The organism is Rheinheimera sp. NSM, assembly GCF_052380015.1.
Taxonomy (GTDB): Bacteria; Pseudomonadota; Gammaproteobacteria; order Enterobacterales; family Alteromonadaceae; genus Alishewanella.
Window position 1 is genome coordinate 68,176 of the sequence record NZ_JBQTCI010000004.1, and the last position, 18,428, is coordinate 86,603.

General features: G+C 52.5%; 19 protein-coding genes. 14 read left to right on the top strand and 5 right to left on the bottom strand.

What is annotated here, in order from left to right:
- Positions 1–13: 13 nt before the first annotated feature.
- A complete protein-coding gene (locus ACTZWV_RS12605; RefSeq protein ID WP_444786884.1) occupies positions 14–496 on the bottom strand; it encodes a zinc ribbon-containing protein in 483 nt (160 codons plus the stop codon).
- A 133-nt stretch (positions 497–629) separates the two neighbouring features.
- On the opposite strand from ACTZWV_RS12605, the gene leuS reads away from it, so the two are divergent.
- The 14 genes from leuS (at position 630) to ACTZWV_RS12675 (ending at position 13,791) form a co-directional block, all read left to right on the top strand.
- Entirely contained in the window at positions 630–3,218 is a 2,589-nt protein-coding gene (gene leuS, locus ACTZWV_RS12610; RefSeq protein WP_444786885.1) for a leucine--tRNA ligase, read from the top strand.
- 1 nt (position 3,219) lies between these two features.
- Entirely contained in the window at positions 3,220–3,699 is a 480-nt protein-coding gene (locus ACTZWV_RS12615) for an LPS-assembly lipoprotein LptE (protein WP_444786886.1), read from the top strand.
- A gap of 8 nt (positions 3,700–3,707) precedes the next feature.
- Positions 3,708–4,757: a DNA polymerase III subunit delta gene (gene holA, locus ACTZWV_RS12620; RefSeq protein ID WP_444786887.1), complete on the top strand. Its 1,050-nt coding sequence runs from the start codon at positions 3,708–3,710 to the stop codon at positions 4,755–4,757.
- Positions 4,750–5,385 carry a nicotinate-nucleotide adenylyltransferase gene (nadD, locus tag ACTZWV_RS12625; RefSeq protein WP_444786888.1) on the top strand — a complete coding sequence of 212 codons (636 nt, stop codon included), beginning with the start codon at positions 4,750–4,752 and terminating at the stop codon, positions 5,383–5,385. The genes holA and nadD overlap by 8 nt, the downstream gene beginning before the upstream one ends.
- A gap of 62 nt (positions 5,386–5,447) precedes the next feature.
- Positions 5,448–5,768, top strand: a complete 321-nt coding sequence (gene rsfS, locus ACTZWV_RS12630) for a ribosome silencing factor (protein WP_173501922.1) — start codon at positions 5,448–5,450, stop codon at positions 5,766–5,768.
- Positions 5,769–5,774: 6 nt separating this feature from the next.
- The gene (gene rlmH, locus ACTZWV_RS12635) at positions 5,775–6,245 is read left to right on the top strand and encodes a 23S rRNA (pseudouridine(1915)-N(3))-methyltransferase RlmH (protein ID WP_305555187.1); all 471 of its coding nucleotides are present in this window, start codon (positions 5,775–5,777) and stop codon (positions 6,243–6,245) included.
- A 2-nt stretch (positions 6,246–6,247) separates the two neighbouring features.
- The gene (gene mrdA, locus ACTZWV_RS12640; protein ID WP_444786889.1) at positions 6,248–8,116 is read left to right on the top strand and encodes a penicillin-binding protein 2; all 1,869 of its coding nucleotides are present in this window, start codon (positions 6,248–6,250) and stop codon (positions 8,114–8,116) included.
- Positions 8,109–9,227, top strand: a complete 1,119-nt coding sequence (gene rodA / locus ACTZWV_RS12645; RefSeq protein WP_444786890.1) for a rod shape-determining protein RodA — start codon at positions 8,109–8,111, stop codon at positions 9,225–9,227. Before mrdA ends, rodA begins: the two co-directional genes overlap by 8 nt.
- Positions 9,224–10,024, top strand: coding sequence for a septal ring lytic transglycosylase RlpA family protein (locus ACTZWV_RS12650; protein WP_444786891.1), 801 nt, complete (start codon positions 9,224–9,226; stop codon positions 10,022–10,024). Before rodA ends, ACTZWV_RS12650 begins: the two co-directional genes overlap by 4 nt.
- A 37-nt stretch (positions 10,025–10,061) precedes the next feature.
- Complete coding sequence (locus ACTZWV_RS12655; RefSeq protein ID WP_444786892.1) at positions 10,062–11,225, top strand: serine hydrolase; 1,164 nt, start codon at positions 10,062–10,064, stop codon at positions 11,223–11,225.
- 112 nt (positions 11,226–11,337) lie between these two features.
- Positions 11,338–11,619, top strand: coding sequence for a DUF493 family protein YbeD (ybeD, locus tag ACTZWV_RS12660; RefSeq protein ID WP_305555202.1), 282 nt, complete (start codon positions 11,338–11,340; stop codon positions 11,617–11,619).
- Between the two features lie 49 nt (positions 11,620–11,668).
- Positions 11,669–12,376: a lipoyl(octanoyl) transferase LipB gene (gene lipB / locus ACTZWV_RS12665; protein WP_444786893.1), complete on the top strand. Its 708-nt coding sequence runs from the start codon at positions 11,669–11,671 to the stop codon at positions 12,374–12,376.
- Entirely contained in the window at positions 12,369–13,334 is a 966-nt protein-coding gene (gene lipA / locus ACTZWV_RS12670; protein WP_444786894.1) for a lipoyl synthase, read from the top strand. Before lipB ends, lipA begins: the two co-directional genes overlap by 8 nt.
- Before the next feature lie 97 nt (positions 13,335–13,431).
- Positions 13,432–13,791, top strand: coding sequence for a PilZ domain-containing protein (locus tag ACTZWV_RS12675; RefSeq protein WP_444786895.1), 360 nt, complete (start codon positions 13,432–13,434; stop codon positions 13,789–13,791).
- Here ACTZWV_RS12675 and ACTZWV_RS12680 read toward each other — a convergent pair.
- The 4 genes from ACTZWV_RS12680 to rpsO all read right to left on the bottom strand — a co-directional run bounded on the left by ACTZWV_RS12680 (position 13,788) and on the right by rpsO (position 18,424).
- Positions 13,788–14,936, bottom strand: a complete 1,149-nt coding sequence (locus ACTZWV_RS12680) for a hypothetical protein (RefSeq protein WP_444786896.1) — start codon at positions 14,934–14,936, stop codon at positions 13,788–13,790. The genes ACTZWV_RS12675 and ACTZWV_RS12680 overlap by 4 nt on opposite strands.
- Positions 14,937–14,955: 19 nt before the next feature.
- A complete protein-coding gene (nlpI, locus tag ACTZWV_RS12685; protein ID WP_444786897.1) occupies positions 14,956–15,864 on the bottom strand; it encodes a lipoprotein NlpI in 909 nt (302 codons plus the stop codon).
- Positions 15,845–17,974, bottom strand: coding sequence for a polyribonucleotide nucleotidyltransferase (pnp, locus tag ACTZWV_RS12690; RefSeq protein ID WP_444786898.1), 2,130 nt, complete (start codon positions 17,972–17,974; stop codon positions 15,845–15,847). Before pnp ends, nlpI begins: the two co-directional genes overlap by 20 nt.
- Before the next feature lie 180 nt (positions 17,975–18,154).
- Positions 18,155–18,424, bottom strand: a complete 270-nt coding sequence (rpsO, locus tag ACTZWV_RS12695) for a 30S ribosomal protein S15 (protein WP_134057319.1) — start codon at positions 18,422–18,424, stop codon at positions 18,155–18,157.
- Between the last annotated feature and the right edge of the window lie 4 nt (positions 18,425–18,428).

Genomic DNA, 18,428 nt, shown 5'->3' on the forward strand with positions numbered 1-18,428 from the left:
ACCGACAGCTGCACTACACCGGCAAACCTTCGCGAAAAAACTGTACGCCACCGCACTGACTGCAAGCCAGTAGTTCGGCGGGATGCGTATAATCAATATGTTGTAAACAATGACTGCAACGATAACGCCCCATGCCTACCACTTCGCCCTGGTAATATACGCCCTGATGTTTAAAATCCTGCGCCAACTCCTGCCACTCTAATTGGCTTTTATCGGTAATGCTGCTCAGCTCCTGCCACAATGCTTCGGGCCAGAGCGACGGTGATGTGTCGGCGTCAGCCTCGTGTTGCTGCTCCTCCTGTTCCTGCCACTGTCGTTTAAGGGTTTCAATAAACAGCTGAGTTTCATAAGCACTCAGCTCCCTGCCGGCCTTTATATAGGCTTTGAGCTGTTCAACAAACTCCACCATATTATCCAGTTGCTGCTGCTCGGTTTGCTGCAGGTTACGGCTAAATTCACTAAGCCATTGCTGATACTTCTTTACAAAATCTGTCATAGTGCCTCCGTTGCTGTAAAACCAGTATAGACAATACGCTGCTTATTGTTGTCAAAACGGCTCTGCGGTATGCTATAGCCACTTTTTTGCCGCTATGGCGGCACTCGTACTAACCCCTTTTCGGAAGACCTGAATGCAAGAACAATACAACCCGCAGCAGATTGAAACTGCGCTGCAGCAGCAATGGGAACAAACCAACGCTTTTAAAGTGACAGAAGACGCCGGCAAAGAAAAGTTTTACTGCCTGTCAATGTTCCCTTATCCCAGCGGGCGCTTGCATATGGGCCATGTGCGTAACTACACCATAGGTGATGTGGTTAGCCGCTTTCAGCGCATGCAGGGCAAAAACGTGATGCAACCCATGGGCTGGGATGCCTTCGGCTTACCGGCCGAAAATGCCGCCATTAATAATAAAACTGCGCCGGCGAAATGGACCTACGAAAACATCGATTACATGCGCAATCAGTTAAAACGGCTGGGCTTTGGCTACGACTGGAGCCGTGAAGTGGCAACCTGTAAGCCGGAATACTACAAGTGGGAACAATGGTTCTTCACCAAGCTGTACGAAAAAGGCCTGGTATACAAAAAAATGGCCACGGTAAACTGGGACCCGGTAGATCAGTGCGTACTGGCTAACGAGCAGGTTATCGACGGCCGCGGCTGGCGCTCCGGTGCTTTGGTAGAGCAGCGCGAGCTGGCGCAGTGGTTTATTAAAATTACCGCCTATGCCGAAGAGCTGCTGCAAGATTTAGATCAGTTAGACGGCTGGCCGGAACAAGTTAAAACCATGCAGAAAAACTGGATTGGCCGCTCTGAGGGCGTCGATATCCGCTTTGATATTGCTGATTCAACCGACAGTCTGAGCGTATACACTACCCGGCCTGACACTTTATACGGCGTAACCTATGTCGCCGTGGCAGCGCAGCACCCGCTGGCACAACAAGCCGCAGCCACTAACCCGGAGTTAGCGGCCTTTATTGAAGACTGCAAAGGCGGCAAAATGGCCGAGGCAGAGCTTGCCACTATGGAGAAAAAAGGCTGCGCCACCGGCATTTATGCCGTGCACCCGTTAACCGGCGCCAAAGTGCCGGTGTGGGTAGCTAACTTTGTGTTAATGGATTACGGCTCAGGCGCAGTAATGTCAGTACCGGGCCATGATCAGCGCGACTATGAATTTGCCACTAAATACAGCCTGCCGATTAAGCAGGTAGTTAAACCCGCTGATGCCGCGCAAGCCGGTGATTTAAGCCAGGCCGCCTACACTGAAAAAGGCCTGTTGGTTAACTCGGCGGAATTTGACGGTCTGGCCTTTGACCAGGCTTTCAGCGCTATTGCCGCCAAACTGGCCGGTATCGGCCGTGGCGAAGTGAAAGTAAATTACCGCCTGCGTGATTGGGGCGTATCGCGCCAACGCTATTGGGGTACGCCGATTCCGATGCTGAACCTGGCCGATGGCAGCCAGGTACCGGTACCGGAAGAGCAACTGCCGGTGCGTTTGCCGGAAGATGTGGTAATGGATGGTGTAACCTCGCCGATTAAAGCCGACCCCGAATGGGCTAAAACCACCTACAACGGCGCTGAAGCTTTTCATGAAACCGACACCTTCGACACCTTTATGGAATCGAGCTGGTACTATGCGCGTTATTGCAGCCCGGATCATGACAAAGCCATGCTGGACCCGGCCAAAGCCAATTACTGGCTGCCGGTTGATCAGTATATCGGCGGTATTGAACACGCTATTTTGCACCTGCTGTATGCCCGCTTCTTCCACAAGCTGCTGCGCGATGTTGGCCTGGTAAACAGTGATGAACCCTTTAAGCGTTTGTTATGCCAAGGCATGGTGCTGGCAGAAACTTTCTACCGTGAAACCGATAACGGCGGCAAACAATGGTTCTCACCGGCCGATGTGACCGTGGTACGGGATGAAAAAGGCCGTATTACCAGCGCGCTGTTAAACAGCGACGGCCAGCCGGTTGTGGCCTCCGGCATGAGCAAGATGTCCAAATCGAAAAATAACGGCATCGACCCGCAAAAAGTAATCGATTTGTACGGTGCCGATACGGTACGGCTGTTTATGATGTTTACTGCGCCACCGGAGCAAACGCTGGAGTGGTCAGATTCAGCGGTAGAGGGCGCGCACCGCTTTATTAAGCGTATTTATACCCTGGTCAGCGATTTTGCCGCCAGCGGTAACGTTGGCCGGTTAGATATCGCCGCACTGAATAACGAGCAAAAAACCCTGCGTCGCGAGCTGCATAAAACCATCGCCAAGGTATCCGACGATATTGGCCGGCGTTACACCTTTAACACTGCTATTGCGGCCATTATGGAGCTGAGCAATAAACTGCAAAAAGCCAGCCTGGCAACAGAGCTGGACCGTGCCGTAATGCAGGAAGCCGTGCTGGCGTTGCTGCAAATGCTGAACCCTATTACGCCGCATGTCGCGCAATACCTGTGGGCGCAGTTGGGCCAACACAGTGGCATTGAGCAAACGGCCTGGCCACAAGCTGATGCTGCTGCCATGGTAGAAGATGAAAAGCTGGTGGTAGTACAGGTAAACGGCAAGGTACGCGGCAAAGTTACCGTCGCGGCCGATGCAACTGAAGCGACGGTACTGGCGATGGCCAAAACCGATGACAACGTTAGCCGCCATTTAGACGGCGTCAGCGTACGTAAAGTGATTTACGTGCCCGGCAAACTGCTGAACCTGGTGGTGGGCTGATATGGCCCGCTTTAGCCTGGTGTTTGCCCTGCTAAGCAGCTTGCTGCTTGGCAGCTGCGGCTTTCATCTGCGCGGCGATTTGCCGCTGAGCCACTTTCCGGCCATGTATATTCAAAGCGAGCGCCACTCTGAACTGGCCGCATTGCTCAGCTCGCGCTTAGAGTACAACAAAGTTGAGCTACTCAGCAGCTACCAGCAGTCAGCGCCAATGCTGCAGCTGGTCAGCGATACGCTGGAGCGGCGCACGCTGTCGTTGTTTCCCAACGGCCAGGTCGCGGAATATGAGCTGATCTACAAAGTGCGCTATGCTCTGACCATGCCGGACGGTGAACCACAGCCGTATGAATTTGAGCTGTTCCGCGATTATCAGGACGACCCTAATCAGGCCCTGGCCAAAGCGAAAGAACTGGAGTTGATGCTGGGTGAGCTGCGCCAACAAGCCGCAAACCGTATTATGCGCCAGCTGTCGCGGCTGCACTGAGCCTGCCGATGCAAAAACTGTATGCCAACCAGCTGGAGCAACACTTAGCCGGGCCCTTGGCGCCCTGTTACCTGCTGTTTGGCGAAGAACCGCTGCAAAAACTCGAAGCCATTGATGCCATTCGCGCCGCCGCCAGGCAACAAGGCTATGCCGAGCGCATCAGTTTAACCGCCGATGCGCAGTTTGACTGGAACGAACTGAGCAACGAGCTGCAGGCGATGTCACTGTTTGCCGAGCGCCGGCTGATTGAACTGGAGCTGGCGCAGCAAAAACTGACTCCGGCCGCCGCCGAGCAACTCAAAGCCCTGCCGCAGCAGCTGCACCAGGATATTATTTTGCTGATCCACGGTGAGCGCAGCCACAGCGACGTCAGCAAGCTGGCGTGGTTTAAACAGCTGCAAAGCCAGGCAGTGCAAATTCCGGTGTATGTGTTGGACGAACGCCAGAGCCAGCAATGGCTGCGTGAGCGCGCCAAACGGTTACAACTGCAGCTGAGCAGCGATGCGCTGGCGCTGCTGCAACAACACTGCGCCGGTAATTTGCTGGCCGCACGGCAAGAGCTGGAAAAGCTGGCATTAAGCAACCTGGCCCAACCGCTGGATGCGGCTGCTTTAAGCCAGTTTCTCGCCGATCACTCCAGCTTCAGCGTGTTTCAACTGGCCGATGCCTTACTAAGCGGCCATGCCGATGAAGCGCTGCACCGCTTACAGCGCTTGTGCCAGCAAGATGTGGAACCGGTGATTATTGCCTGGCAACTGCAAAAAGAAGTGCTGCAACTGCGCCAGTTGCAACAGGCACAACAGCAACAACACAACCTGAGCGACAGCTTTAAAAGCCTCGCCATCTGGCCCAAACGCCAGGCGCTGTATCAAACGGCACTCAAACGCTTATCGCTGAGCTGGCTGGATTATCTGCTGCAGGAGCTGGCGGCCTTTGACCGGCTGTACAAAAGCGGCCGGCTGAACAACAGCGACGTAGCACTGGCGCATTTAGTAACCTTATTTATCAAGCCGGTACCCAAGGCCTATTCGTTGCAGCAACAGGCGCTGTATGACTAAGCACATCGGCATTTTTGGCGGCACCTTTAACCCGGTACATAACGGCCATATTGCCAGCGCCCGCTTTGTGCAGCAGCACTGCGCGCTGGACGAAGTACGGCTGATGCCGTGCCAACTGCCACCGCACCGCGCTACGCCGGGCGTAAGCGGTGAGCAACGTGCCGCTATGGTGCAGTTGGCAATAGCGGCCTACCCGCAACTTAAGTTGGAACGGCTGGAGCTGGATAAAACCGGGCCGTCCTATACTGTCGACAGCCTGCGCTTACTGCGCGAGCGTGAACCGCACAGCCGCCTGTACTTTATTATCGGCATGGACTCTTTATGCTATTTTTGCAGTTGGAAAGACTGGCAAAGCATCTTGCAATACGCCCACCTGCTGGTATGCCAGCGCCCTGGCTACAGTGCAGAGCAAGGCGATGCTCCGGCCTTACTGCAACACTATGGCGCCGCCAATTTGGCCGCCTTGCAGCAGGTTAACTGCGGGCGTATTCTGCTGCTAAACAACCCGGTGATTAATTTAAGTGCCAGCGGCATAAGGCAGCAGCTGCAACAGGGCCTGGCTTGTAGCGACACTTTAGATCCGGCAGTATTGAACTATATTCAAAGCCAACAACTCTATCAGGCGTGAGTGCTATCACCGCGCGCAAACTATGCTAAAATGCCGCTTTTTTCAAGCGCAGAGGAATCAGGGTGCAAACAACCGAGCTGGTAAGTTTTATTCAGGACAAAATTGACGACATGAAAGGCCGCGATATCGTGACCTTAGACGTGCGTGGTAAATCCAGTGTCACTGAATTTATGATAGTGTGCTCAGGCACCTCTAACCGCCACACCAAATCTATTGCCGACTATGTTGCGGCCGAAGCGAAAAAAGCCGGCATTAGCGCACTGGGCATTGAAGGCCAGGCGTCGGGCGAGTGGGTATTGCTGGATTTAGACGACGTTGTCGTGCATGTGATGCTCGAAGACAGCCGTAATTTTTATCAGTTGGAAAAACTCTGGAGCGCTTAATACAGTATGAAGTTAATACTGATTGCTGTGGGCAGTAAAATGCCCGGCTGGGTACAAAGCGGTTATGACGAATATGCGCGGCGCTTTCCGCGTGATTTAGCGCTGGAGCTGATTGAGATCCCGGCCGGTAAACGTGGCAAAAATGCCGATATCAAACGCATTTTAGAGCAGGAAGGCGAAAAAATGCTGGCTGCTGTGCCACGTGGCAGCAAAATTGTTACCCTGGAAGTCACCGGCGACAACTGGAGCAGCCCGGCTCTGGCCGGTAAACTGACCGACTGGCAACGCGACGGCCGCGATGTGTGTTTGTTGGTCGGCGGCCCGGAAGGTTTAGCCCCGGCTTGTATTGCCGCCAGCGAGGCAAAGTGGTCGTTGTCGGCGCTTACCCTGCCGCACCCGTTAGTACGGGTGGTGCTAGCCGAAAGCCTGTACCGCGCCTGGAGTATCTGTACTAATCATCCGTACCATCGCGAGTAAAGATGTTAAGAAGACGCGTCGCCATACAGGATTTCGCCGCTGAAGCCAGGCTGTTTAACAGCCGGGCCATCGTCGCCATGCTGTTTGTCGTAGTTATGTTCTGCGTTATAGTGTTTAACCAATATCAGTTGCAGGTAGTGTTGCATCAGGACTACCAAACCCGCTCTGAAGGCAACCGCATCAAAGTCGTACCGCTGGCCCCGAATCGTGGCCTGATTTTCGATCGTAGCGGCATTTTACTGGCCGAAAACCGTCCGGTGTTTTCGCTGGAGCTGGTACCGGAGCAAATCGGCGATATGACAGCCACCCTGGCCGCTTTGGCAGAGCTGATTGAACTTAGCCCCGAGCAGCAAGATGCCTTCCTGAAGCAAGTTAAAGCGCAGCGCCGTTTTAACAGCATAGCGTTAAAAGAGCAGCTAAATGATACTGAGGTAGCAGTACTGGCCGTTAACCAACACCGTTTTCCCGGTGTAACGGTAGAAGCGCGGTTAAGCCGGCACTACCCGTTTGGTGATTTATTTACCCATGCGATTGGCTATATCGGCAAAATTAATACCCGTGAACTGCAACAATTGGAAGCCGATGGTGAGGCTGCCAACTACGCCGCCAGCCGTGATATCGGCAAAATAGGCCTCGAGCGTTATTATCAACGTGAACTGCACGGCACCATGGGTTACCAGGAAGTTGAAGTAAACAACCGTGGCCGCTTAATCCGCGTGCTGCGTTCGGTGCCCGCCGTATCGGGCCGCAATATTCATTTAGGCCTGGATGTTGGCCTGCAACTGACCGCGCAGCAAATACTGCAGCAACAGCGCGGTGCTATAGTGGCGATAGACCCGCGCGACGGCGCTGTATTGGCGTTTTACAGCAACCCTGGCTACGACCCTAACCTGTTTGTGCATGGCATCAGCTCTGCCAACTATAACGAATTACTCAACTCGCGCGACCGCCCGCTGATCAACCGCGTTACCCAAGGCACTTATCCACCGGCCTCCACTATCAAGCCGCATTTAGCCTTGCTGGGTTTGGAAACCAATACCATTACCCCCGCCACCAAAATATGGGACCCGGGCTATTTTATGCTGCCCAACAGCGATCACCGCTTTCGCGACCACCTGCGCTGGGGCCATGGCTGGGTAGACGTATATCAAGCTGTGATGAAAAGCTGTGATACGTTTTTTTACGAGATGGGCGTTAAGCTGGGTATTGATCGCATTTCCGATTACATGAGCAAAATGGGCTTTGGCGAGAAGACCGGCATTGATATCCTGGAAGAAAGCAGTGGCATTATGCCGTCACGTGGCTGGAAACGTGCCCGGCACAACCAACCCTGGTACCCCGGCGATACGGTACCGCTTAGTATCGGCCAAAGCTACTGGACCACAACCCCGCTGCAACTGACTGTTGCCACCGCACTGCTGCTGAATAAAGGTTTGTTGCCGACACCACACCTGGTAACGGCCTATAGCGACGACAGTGGCACAGTGGCAATTGAGCCGGTACTAACCCGTACCATCGATATGGTAGATGAACGCAACTGGGATGTAGTGATGGATACCATGCACCGCACGGTACGTGACCTGGGCGGCACTGCACATCGCGCCTTTATCGGCACCGATTATCAGGCCGGCGGTAAAACCGGCACCGCTCAGTTGGCGGCTATCGCTCAGGACGCAAAGTACGATGCTGAAGCCATTGACGAGCGACTGCGCGATAATGCCATGTATATTGGCTATGCCCCTTATGACAAGCCCGGCATTGTGATCACTATCGCCCTGGAAAATGCCGGTGGCGGTGGTGCTAACGCCGCCCCCATGGCGCGGCAAATACTGGATTACTATTTTGCTGCCGGAGTAAACCGTGATGAATGACCAGTTTACCGGTAATGCCCGCCACAGCCGGCTGGCGATGTTTCATATCGACACACCGTTGCTGCTGGGGTTGCTGGCCCTGATCGGCTTTGGCCTGATGGTACTGTACAGTGCCTCCGGGCAAAATATTGCTATGATGAAAGGCCAGTTAGTGCGCCTCGGGGTTGCCCTGGCAGTGATGGTTATTTTTGCCCAGATTAAACCGCAAACCCTGAAGCGCTGGTCGCTGCCGTTGTTTATTGCCGGCCTGGGTCTGTTGGTGGCAGTGCTGATGGTGGGCCATGTCGGTAAAGGTGCCCAACGCTGGCTGGACTTAGGCTTTATGAAATTTCAGCCGTCGGAAATTATGAAACTGGCGGTGCCGATGACGGTAGCCTGGTTTATTGCTTCACACAGTTTACCGCCGAGGTTATGGCATTTAATGGTCGGATTTTTAATGTGTGCTATTCCTACTGTGCTGATTTCACAACAACCGGACCTGGGGACCTCTATCTTAATTGCCACTGCCGGGGTATTTGTGTTGTTTTTATCCGGCATGAGCTGGCGTCTTATTGCCTTTGTTGCCGCACTGATCTCTGCCTTTTTGCCGGTGCTGTGGCTGTTTTTAATGCGCGACTATCAACGCCAGCGCGTACTGACCTTTTTAAACCCTGAGAGCGATCCGCTGGGCTCCGGCTATCATATTATCCAATCTAAAATTGCTATCGGCTCCGGTGGTGTAGAAGGTAAAGGCTATTTGCACGGTACCCAGTCACAACTGGAGTTTCTGCCCGAGCGCCATACCGACTTTATCTTTGCCGTGCTGAGCGAAGAGCTGGGCATGATGGGGGTAATGCTGCTGTTAGGGTTATATTTATTTATTATCAGCCGCTGTCTGCTAATCGCCAGCCGCGCTCAGGACAATTACGGCAAGCTGGTTGCCGGCAGCTTTACGCTAACCTTCTTTGTCTATGTATTTGTTAATATCGGCATGGTGTCGGGCTTGTTGCCGGTGGTAGGTGTGCCTTTACCACTGATCAGTTTTGGCGGCACCTCTATGGTGACATTAATGGCGGCCTTTGGCGTCATTATGTCGGTGGGTACTCATAAACGGATGTTGGCGGCACCATGATCAAACAGCTTGTTTTGCTTATCACCACAATAATACTGGCCACAGCTTGCAGCAGCCGGCCCGGGGAAAGTGTCCCCAATGCCGGCCGTTACAACCAGGCTAAAGACAGTATTCCGCAGCGCCTGCCAACCCTGTTGGAAATGACAGACCCGGTACCCCAGGCGGAACCGTTAAGCCGTGGCGGTAACAAACCCTACAGCTTATTTGGTGCCAACTACACCCCACTGGTGCAGGTTACCGAGCATCGTGAAGCCGGCATCGCATCGTGGTATGGCAATAAATTCCATGGCCATCTGACGTCTAACGGGGAAACTTACAATATGTTTGCCATGACAGCGGCGCATAAAACCCTGCCACTGCCGTCTTATGTTAAAGTAACCAATCTGGACAACAACAAAACCGCCATAGTACGGGTAAATGATCGCGGTCCGTTTCACCGCGACCGTATTATTGATTTGTCCTATTCAGCTGCCAGCAAGCTGGGCATGTTGCAGCAGGGTACAGCCAGAGTTCAGCTGGAGTTGCTACAATCGCCGGCGATGTGGGCGCAAACCGGCACAGCAGAGCAGTGTTTTATCCAGGTGCTGGCCAGTTCAGACAGTAACCGGTTAAATCAGTTACAGCAGCAGATTTTGCAGCCGCAAGCCCTGCCCAGCGAAATCAAACCCGGTAGCGGAATTTTTCGCTTGTTGGTCGGTCCTACTGCAAGTAAACAACAAGCGCAGCAATGGTTGCAGCAGTTAAAAGCCGGAGCATTTCCGGATGCATATTTCTTTGATAGCCGTCAGTGCAGCTGACACCTAATTAAACATAACGATTAAAAGAACAGGTCTCATGAATAGTTATTGTCATATTTTCGCCGTCGCCGCCGTATCCATTGCCAGTGCCGGGCTCAGCTTATCTGCTGTAGCCCAAAGCGTGGTGCCGCAAGCCCCGGAAGTCGCCGCTAAAGGCCATATTCTTATCGACTTTGATACCGGTAAGGTATTGGCAGAAAACAATGCCGATATGTCATTGGCACCGGCCAGTTTAACCAAGATGATGACCAGCTATGTGATTGGCACTGAACTGAAAAGCGGCAATATTACCAACGAAGATATGGTAACCATCAGTGAAAAAGCCTGGGCGAGAAACTTCCCTGGCTCATCGTTAATGTTTATTGAAGTCGGCACCAAGGTGTCGGTGGCAGACTTAAACAAAGGCATTATTATTCAGTCCGGTAACGATGCCTGCGTTGCCATGGCCGAACATATTGCCGGCAGCGAAAGCGCCTTTGTTGATTTAATGAATGCTCATGCTCAGCGTTTGGGTATGACCAGCAGCCGTTTTGGTAACAGCCACGGCCTGCCCAGTGCAGAAAACTACTCCACACCACGCGATATGGCCATCCTGGCCGCTGCGTTAATTCGCGATGTACCGGAAGAGTATGCGCTGTACGCCGAAAAAGAATTCACTTACAACAATATCAAGCAATACAACCGTAACTCACTGTTGTGGGACCGCAGCCTGGAAGTAGACGGTATAAAAACCGGCCATACCGAAGAAGCCGGCTTTAGCCTGATCACCTCTGCCACCCGCGATGGTATGCGACTGGTCTCAGTGGTTATGGGCACCAATAGTGAACGCGCCCGCCAGACTGAAAACAAAAAGCTGCTAACCTATGGCTTTCGCTTCTTTGAAACCTTTACACCCTACCAGGCCGGCGATAAATTTGCCGAGCAACGTATTTGGCAAGGTGACAAAGAGAATATCCAGCTGGGTATTTTGCAATCGGTGCAGGTAACGATTCCGCGCGGTCAACGTAAAGACTTACAAGCCGACTTCACCTTGGATCAGCAGCTGTTAGCCCCCATATCCAAAGGCCAGCAGGTTGGCAGCATTTACCTGAAACTAAACGGTGAAGATATTGCGACTTATCCGCTGGTAGCGTTGGAAGACGTGGCCGAAGGCGGTTTCTTCAGCCGGATGATAGATTACATTAAAATGCAGTTTAATTAATCAGCACAGCCGTTAGCTTTAGCTTACTAAGTCCCGGCATTGGCCGGGACTTTTTGTTACAATTAAGCCAATTTAGCAAAGCAACAGCTCACAGTGTGATAGCGAGACAAAGATGGCACATGAAGTAAAGAACACCAAGTTCGATGAATATCTGGAATTTCCCTGCCAGTTCAGCTTTAAAGTGCTGGGCTTGGCTGACGACGCCCTGGTCGATCAGGTGATGAACGTGGTACGCCTTCATACTGAAGCCGGCGACTACAGCCCGGCGGTAAAACCAAGCAGCAAAGGTAATTACCATTCGGTGTCGGTCAGCGTTACCGTTACCAGCAAGCAGCATATTGAGCTGCTGTACACCGAGCTTGGCAAAATTGAGCTGGTACGTTACGTACTCTGAGGTAGTACCACCAGCTTAGCCATTCGTATTCAGTGTATAAGGCGGTATAATGCACAGCGTTTCAGACCAGGGTAGCCAACAAGCGCCGGCCACAGCAGTCCTTAGCCGGCATTTGCTGATAAGAGAGCTGGGCACGCAGGATTACACCGCTGTGTGGCATGCCATGCAGCAGTTTACCGACCAGCGCGATGCTAACACGCCGGATCAACTCTGGTTGCTGGAGCACCCGCCGGTATTTACTCAGGGCCAGGCCGGCAAAGAAGAGCACCTGTTGTTGCCGGGTGATATTCCGGTGGTAAAAGTAGACCGCGGCGGCCAGGTGACCTACCATGGCCCGGGCCAGCTGATGGTGTATGTGCTGCTGGATCTAAAGCGGCGTAATCTGGGCGTGCGTCAACTGGTGACACTGCTGGAGCAGGTATTAATTCAGCTACTGACGCCCTACGGCATTAACGCCTACGCCAAAGCGGATGCGCCGGGCGTCTATGTGGATGAGGGCAAAATTGCCTCTTTGGGGCTGCGGGTACGCAAAGGCTGCTCCTTCCATGGCCTGGCACTGAATGTCGATATGGACTTAAGCCCGTTTTCACGCATTAACCCCTGTGGTTATGCCGGTATGCAAATGCTCCAATGTAAAGATTTAGGCGGCCCGCAAACCATTGCCGAGGCCAAACAACGAATAGTGCAGTGTTTTTCGCAGCAACTGAATGTAGCAACACTGCAGCACACTACAGGGTTAGATTGGCAAAATGACTAAAACTGCACGTATGGAACCGGGCGTTAAACTGCGCGACGCTGATAAAATGGCCTTGATCCCGATTAAGGTGCTGCCCACTGAACGTGATGAAATGCTGCGTAAGCCCGAATGGCTGAAGATAAAACTGCCGAAAAGCTCAGAGCGTATCGATCAGATCAAAGGTGCCCTGCGCAAGCACGGCCTGCACTCGGTATGCGAAGAAGCCGCTTGCCCTAACCTGACTGAATGTTTTAACCACGGCACCGCCACCTTTATGATTCTGGGCGCCATTTGTACCAGGCGCTGCCCGTTTTGTGACGTTGCCCACGGCCGGCCGTTGCCACCAAGTGCCGAAGAGCCGGAAAAACTGGCGCTGACGATCCGCGATATGAAGTTAAAGTACGTGGTGATCACCTCAGTTGATCGCGATGACTTACGCGACGGTGGCGCGCAGCATTTCGCCGACTGTATCCGCGAAATTCGCCAGCATAACCCAAGCATAAAAATTGAAGTACTGGTGCCGGACTTCCGTGGTCGCATGGATACCGCGCTGGATATTTTAACCCAGACACCACCGGACGTGTTTAACCACAACCTGGAAACGGCGCCAAGGCTGTACAAGCTGGCGCGGCCGGGTGCCGACTATAAGTGGTCGCTGCAGTTGTTACAACGCTACAAAGCCGCGCACCCGGAAGTGGCTACTAAGTCCGGCTTAATGGTTGGCTTGGGTGAAACCACTGAAGAGCTTATCGAGGTATTAAAAGATTTGCGCGCGCATGACGTGGATATGCTGACCGTAGGCCAGTACCTGCAGCCGAGTAAGCACCACTTGCCGGTAAAACGCTATATGCCACCGGCCGAGTTTGACGAGATTAAACGCATTGCCTACGAGCTGGGCTTTAAACACGTCGCCAGCGGCCCGTTTGTGCGCTCCAGCTACCACGCCGACCGCCAGGCTGCAGGCGAAGATATCAGCTAACACGAGATGCTGCGCCGGAATTACACCGGCGCAGTATAAGCGTGCTTTTCTTTCAGCGGAAAACCGCTATGCTTCATACAGTAACGCGGGGGAAGCGATGGAACACAGACGATTTAGCAGGGTGATCTTTAAAGGTAAGGCACATATTGATATTGGTGGCCACAGCTGCCAGACAGAAGTGCTGGATTTATCTTTAAAAGGCGCATTGATCCGCAAACCGGACAATTGGCCGCGCAGTTTGCCAAAACAGATGTTATTGCGAATTCAGTTAAACGATTTTCCGCTTGAGCTGGAAATGCAGGTCAGCGTAGCGCATATCTCAGACAAAGTAGTGGGCCTGCACTGTGAACGTATTGATATCGAAAGCGTATCGCACCTGCGCCGTTTGTTAGAACTTAACCTGGGCGATGCTGATGTGCTGGGCCGCGAGCTGGCCGAGCTAAGCGACAGCGACTAACCTTTGCTGCCGGCCAGCGCTTGTTGCGCATCGGCATAACCCCACTCTGATGCCTTCTGCATAAAATGCTGCCACTGTGGCCAGTTTTGCTGTTGCCTGGCTAAATAAGCAAAATAATACTGTACCGGCATCAGCTGCTGTGGCTGTGCCAGAATACGCTGTGCCAGCTGAAAATACAGCTCTGGCAGCGCCAGCTCGTACGAGCGCATCAGGTTGTTTTGTGCAATGACACGGTATGCCGGCTGTTGCAGCGCGGCGCAGGTAGCCACCGGCGTAAGGCTGATATCCCGCGCCTGCAGTTGCCAGTGCGCCAGATAAGCGCGACTGTCGGCAGTTAACAACAGATTAGGGTAATGTTTTCCCGGCTGACACACGTGCGCCGCCGTCTCAGCAGATAGCTGATATTCATCAATAAAACCGAGAACATGCATAAATTCATGCCGCAGCAGTGCCAGGCCGGCGTTATCCGGCAGTTGTAAAATACCGTTGTTATAACTGGCTTTACCCCGCCCGGCTATAACCACTAACTGGCTGAAATCGCCGTCGCTCACCTCATCTGCTAACACCTGATAACGACACTGCACCAGGCTGTTGCCGTGCTCAGAGCACGCCAGCTCAGTGCTGTTCACCGTACGCAGAGGTAAAAAGCATACCGGCAGTTGCGACAACTGTTTATCAGCCTGCCATTGCTGCAACAGCTGCTGCCAGGTATCAAGCCCCGCTTGTTGGCTGGCCACAGGTTGCAAGGTTAAACGACAGCCTTGTGGCTGCTCAAAGCCCGCCACAGTAGCCGTGCTGCCCTGCCACAGGCCCAGCTCTGCCCGTATGCCGGCCGTGAGTGCGGCGGCTGTCAGCGCACCGCTGTCGAGCTGCTGCTGCAACCACTGTGCGGTAGCCAGCCTGCCCTGCAACCGCTGCTGCAATTGCAATGCATGTTGCAGCGCCGCAGCATCGCCGAGCCATGCCGCCTGACGTAACCAGCGCAGTGCTGCATCATGCTCTTCAGCGGCAAGGCGCTGAGCAGCCAAACGCACAGCCGCCGCCGGCCGGGTTTGTGCTTGTTGCATTAATTCGCTTTGTTCAGGTTGTTTCTGGCAGGCAGTCAGTAATATAAAAGCAAAAAAGCCGGTTAACCGGCTTTTCATAACTGTGCTGCGAACTGCGTTAAGGCTCATCGTAGGCATCAATTTGCAGTACTTCACCGCGTAAGCGCGCCATTTCTAACCGCGCGTAACGATGTTCAACAAACTCATACACATTGGTAGCCAGCACTTGCTTATAGTAGCTCAGTGCCTGTTCCGGTTGTTGCCGGCTTTCATGCCATTTCGCCAGGTAGAAATACACTTCACATAAGCGCTCGGCTAACAGCTGCGGGCCGGATAAATCATTCAACACCGAATCCAGCAAAGCTTGCTCACTGATTTCACCCAGTAAAAACCGCACTATATTGCCAGACCACTCGGCCTTGTCCAATATCAGCGCATGTTGCGCCAGTTGCTGCTGTGCTTGCTCTGCAGACAGCTCACTTTGCGCCAGATACAACCAGATCACCCGGTAAGCATCGGTTGGTTTTAACGCCAGAAAGCGTTCAAAATCTACCACGGCCAATTCTGTTTTACCGGCATAATACAGCGCTATACCACGGTTTAAATAGGCAAACTCGTGTTCAGGCGCTAATTCCAGGACGGAGTCAAAGGCTTCATAGGCTTGATCAAAATCGCCGCTAACCGTATGGTGAATACCGACAAAATTGTAGGCATCCGCCATGTCCGGCTTTAACCGCAACGCTCTTAAAAAGTCCAGCCGCGCCAAAGAGCGCAAGCCAACACTGTCATACATTACGCCGCGATCGTAAAACAGCTGAGCAGATTGCTCTTCTGATAACTCGGCGCGATGCAGTATTTCACTTAATCTGGCTATTGCCAGTTCAGTGCGGTAAGACACCGCCAGCGGCTCCGGAATAAGCCAGCCGGCAGTAGACGCAGGCTGTGAAGCACAGCCTGCGGTTAACGCTGCCAGTAGCGCCAAAGGCGCTATCCGGCACAACAGCCTATCAGGCATTTTCTTCAGCATTGGCAGACTCAGTAGCAGGTTTAGCGTTGGCTTCCTTGATACTTAAACGCACGCGGCCCTGCTTGTCAACTTCCAGTACCTTGACCGATACTTTCTGACCTAAGGTCAGGTGCTCAGATACGTTATTCACGCGCTCATCAGAGATTTGTGAAATGTGTACCAGACCATCTTTACCAGGCAGCACGTTAACAAAGGCACCGAAGTCGACAATACGCACGACTTCGCCTGCATAAATGGCACCCACTTCAATCTCAGCCGTGATGGCGTTGATCTTGTCGATAGCGATTTGTGCGGCTTTGGCGGTAGTAGCGGCAATTTTAATGCTGCCGTCATCTTCCAACTCGATAGTAGTACCGGATTCTTCAGTGATTTGACGAATTACAGCACCACCTTTACCGATAACCTCACGGATTTTTTCCGGGTTAATCTTCATGGTGTAAATACGCGGTGCGTACTCAGACATTTCTTCGCGGTGACCGCTGATCGCCTGGTCCATTACGTTCAGAATGTGCAAACGGGCGGCTTTAGCTTGCTTCAGCGCAATTTGCATAATTTCTTTGGTAATACCGTCGATTTTGATGTCCATTTGCAGTGCGGTAATACCGTCGGTAGTACCGGCCACTTTAAAGTCCATATCGCCTAAGTGATCTTCATCACCTAAGATATCAGACAATACAACAAAGTCGTCGCCTTCTTTTACCAGGCCCATAGCAATACCGGCCACAGAGGCTTTAATAGGTACGCCGGCGTCCATCAGAGCTAAAGAAGAACCACATACTGATGCCATAGAGCTTGAACCGTTAGATTCAGTGATTTCTGACACTATACGTACTGTGTACGGGAAGTCATTGAAATCAGGCATTACCGCTAATACACCACGCTTAGCTAAACGGCCGTGGCCGATTTCGCGACGCTTAGGTGAACCCACCATGCCGGTTTCACCCACACAGTACGGCGGGAAGTTGTAGTGCAGCATAAAGGTGTCAGTTTTAGCACTTAACAAATCGTCGATGTTTTGTGCATCACGCGCCGTACCTAAAGTGGCTGTTACCAGCGCCTGAGTTTCACCGCGGGTAAACAGCGCTGAACCGTGGGTACGTGGCAACACGCCGGTCATAACGCTTAAACCACGGATCATTTCCGGGTCACGGCCGTCAATACGCGGCTCGCCTTTAGTGATACGGCCACGAACGACTTTAGATTCCAGCTCGTGGAAAATCTCGCCCACTTCGTTTTTGTTCAGCTCTTCGCCTTCGGCCAGCTCAGCAGTCAGTTTTTCTACTAACGCCGCTTTAATCTCGCCGATGCGCTCATAGCGCTTGGCTTTTTCAGTGATCTGATAAGCTTCGCCCAGTTGCGCACGCGCCAAGCTGTCAATTTTTTCAATTAACGGCTGGTTCTTAGCAGGTGCCTGCCAGTTCCACTTTGGCTTAGCGCCTTCAGCAGCAAATTCGTTGATGGCATTAATAGCGGTTTGCATTTGCTCATGGCCATACATTACCGCACCCAGCATTACGTCTTCAGACAAAATACCGGCTTCAGATTCAACCATTAATACCGCACCGGCGGTACCGGCTACCACTAAATCCAGCTTAGAGCTTTTCAGCTCGTCTTCTGACGGGTTCAGTACGTACTGGTTATTGATATAACCCACGCGGGCGGCACCAATAGGGCCGGCAAACGGGATACCGGATAATGCCAGCGCAGCAGAAGTACCGATTAACGCCACGATATCCGGCTGAATTTCCGGCTGTACTGATACCACAGTGGCAATAACCTGTACTTCATTGTTGAAGCCTTCAGGGAACAACGGGCGAATTGGCCGGTCGATTAAACGTGAAGTTAAGGTTTCACCTTCTGACGGGCGACCTTCGCGCTTAAAGAAACCGCCCGGGATCCGGCCGGCAGCGTACATTTTCTCTTGATAATTTACCGTTAACGGGAAGAAATCCTGGCCTGGTTTAGCTTCTTTCTTGCCCACTACCGTTACTAAAACTGATGTATCACCCAGGCTGGCCAGCACTGCGGCATCTGCCTGACGGGCGATAACGCCGGTTTCTAAGGTAAAAGTATGTTGGCCGAACGGGAATGATTTTACGATGGGAGTCACGTGTTTGTTTCCTTTACTTTATCGCCTGATTGCGATGTCATTTTTGTCGTTTAATTCTTGCGTAGTATACTCTGTAACCAAAGCACAAAGATAGTTCAGTCAATGGTAAACTTTAGTGAAAAATAGTCTGTCAGCTAAATTAAAAAAAGGGGCTAAAAGCCCCTTTTTTACTCAAACCGATTAACGGCGTAAGCCTAAACGCTCAATCAGTGTAGCGTAACGGCTCTGGTCTTTACCTTTTAAGTAATCCAGCAACTTACGACGTTGGCTAACCATGCGCAGCAGACCACGACGTGAGTGGAAGTCATGCTTATGCTGGGCGAAGTGGCCCTGCAGGTGGTTAATAGAAGCAGTTAACAGAGCTACCTGAACTTCCGGTGAGCCTGTGTCGCCTTGCTTAACAGCGAAGTCAGCAACGATTTTTGCTTTATCAGCAGCGCTTAAAGACATATTT

Coding starts and splice junctions, on each gene's coding strand:
- ACTZWV_RS12605 (WP_444786884.1), bottom strand. CDS start 496: ATGACAGATTTTGTAAAGAAGTATCAGCAATGGCTTAGTGAATTTAGC.
- mrdA (WP_444786889.1), top strand. CDS start 6,248: ATGTTAAGAAGACGCGTCGCCATACAGGATTTCGCCGCTGAAGCCAGG.
- ACTZWV_RS12655 (WP_444786892.1), top strand. CDS start 10,062: ATGAATAGTTATTGTCATATTTTCGCCGTCGCCGCCGTATCCATTGCC.
- rlmH (WP_305555187.1), top strand. CDS start 5,775: ATGAAGTTAATACTGATTGCTGTGGGCAGTAAAATGCCCGGCTGGGTA.
- ACTZWV_RS12680 (WP_444786896.1), bottom strand. CDS start 14,936: ATGAAAAGCCGGTTAACCGGCTTTTTTGCTTTTATATTACTGACTGCC.
- lipB (WP_444786893.1), top strand. CDS start 11,669: ATGCACAGCGTTTCAGACCAGGGTAGCCAACAAGCGCCGGCCACAGCA.
- rodA (WP_444786890.1), top strand. CDS start 8,109: ATGAATGACCAGTTTACCGGTAATGCCCGCCACAGCCGGCTGGCGATG.
- holA (WP_444786887.1), top strand. CDS start 3,708: ATGCAAAAACTGTATGCCAACCAGCTGGAGCAACACTTAGCCGGGCCC.
- leuS (WP_444786885.1), top strand. CDS start 630: ATGCAAGAACAATACAACCCGCAGCAGATTGAAACTGCGCTGCAGCAG.
- rpsO (WP_134057319.1), bottom strand. CDS start 18,424: ATGTCTTTAAGCGCTGCTGATAAAGCAAAAATCGTTGCTGACTTCGCT.
- ACTZWV_RS12650 (WP_444786891.1), top strand. CDS start 9,224: ATGATCAAACAGCTTGTTTTGCTTATCACCACAATAATACTGGCCACA.
- ACTZWV_RS12675 (WP_444786895.1), top strand. CDS start 13,432: ATGGAACACAGACGATTTAGCAGGGTGATCTTTAAAGGTAAGGCACAT.
- nlpI (WP_444786897.1), bottom strand. CDS start 15,864: ATGCTGAAGAAAATGCCTGATAGGCTGTTGTGCCGGATAGCGCCTTTG.
- nadD (WP_444786888.1), top strand. CDS start 4,750: ATGACTAAGCACATCGGCATTTTTGGCGGCACCTTTAACCCGGTACAT.
- ybeD (WP_305555202.1), top strand. CDS start 11,338: ATGGCACATGAAGTAAAGAACACCAAGTTCGATGAATATCTGGAATTT.
- lipA (WP_444786894.1), top strand. CDS start 12,369: ATGACTAAAACTGCACGTATGGAACCGGGCGTTAAACTGCGCGACGCT.
- ACTZWV_RS12615 (WP_444786886.1), top strand. CDS start 3,220: ATGGCCCGCTTTAGCCTGGTGTTTGCCCTGCTAAGCAGCTTGCTGCTT.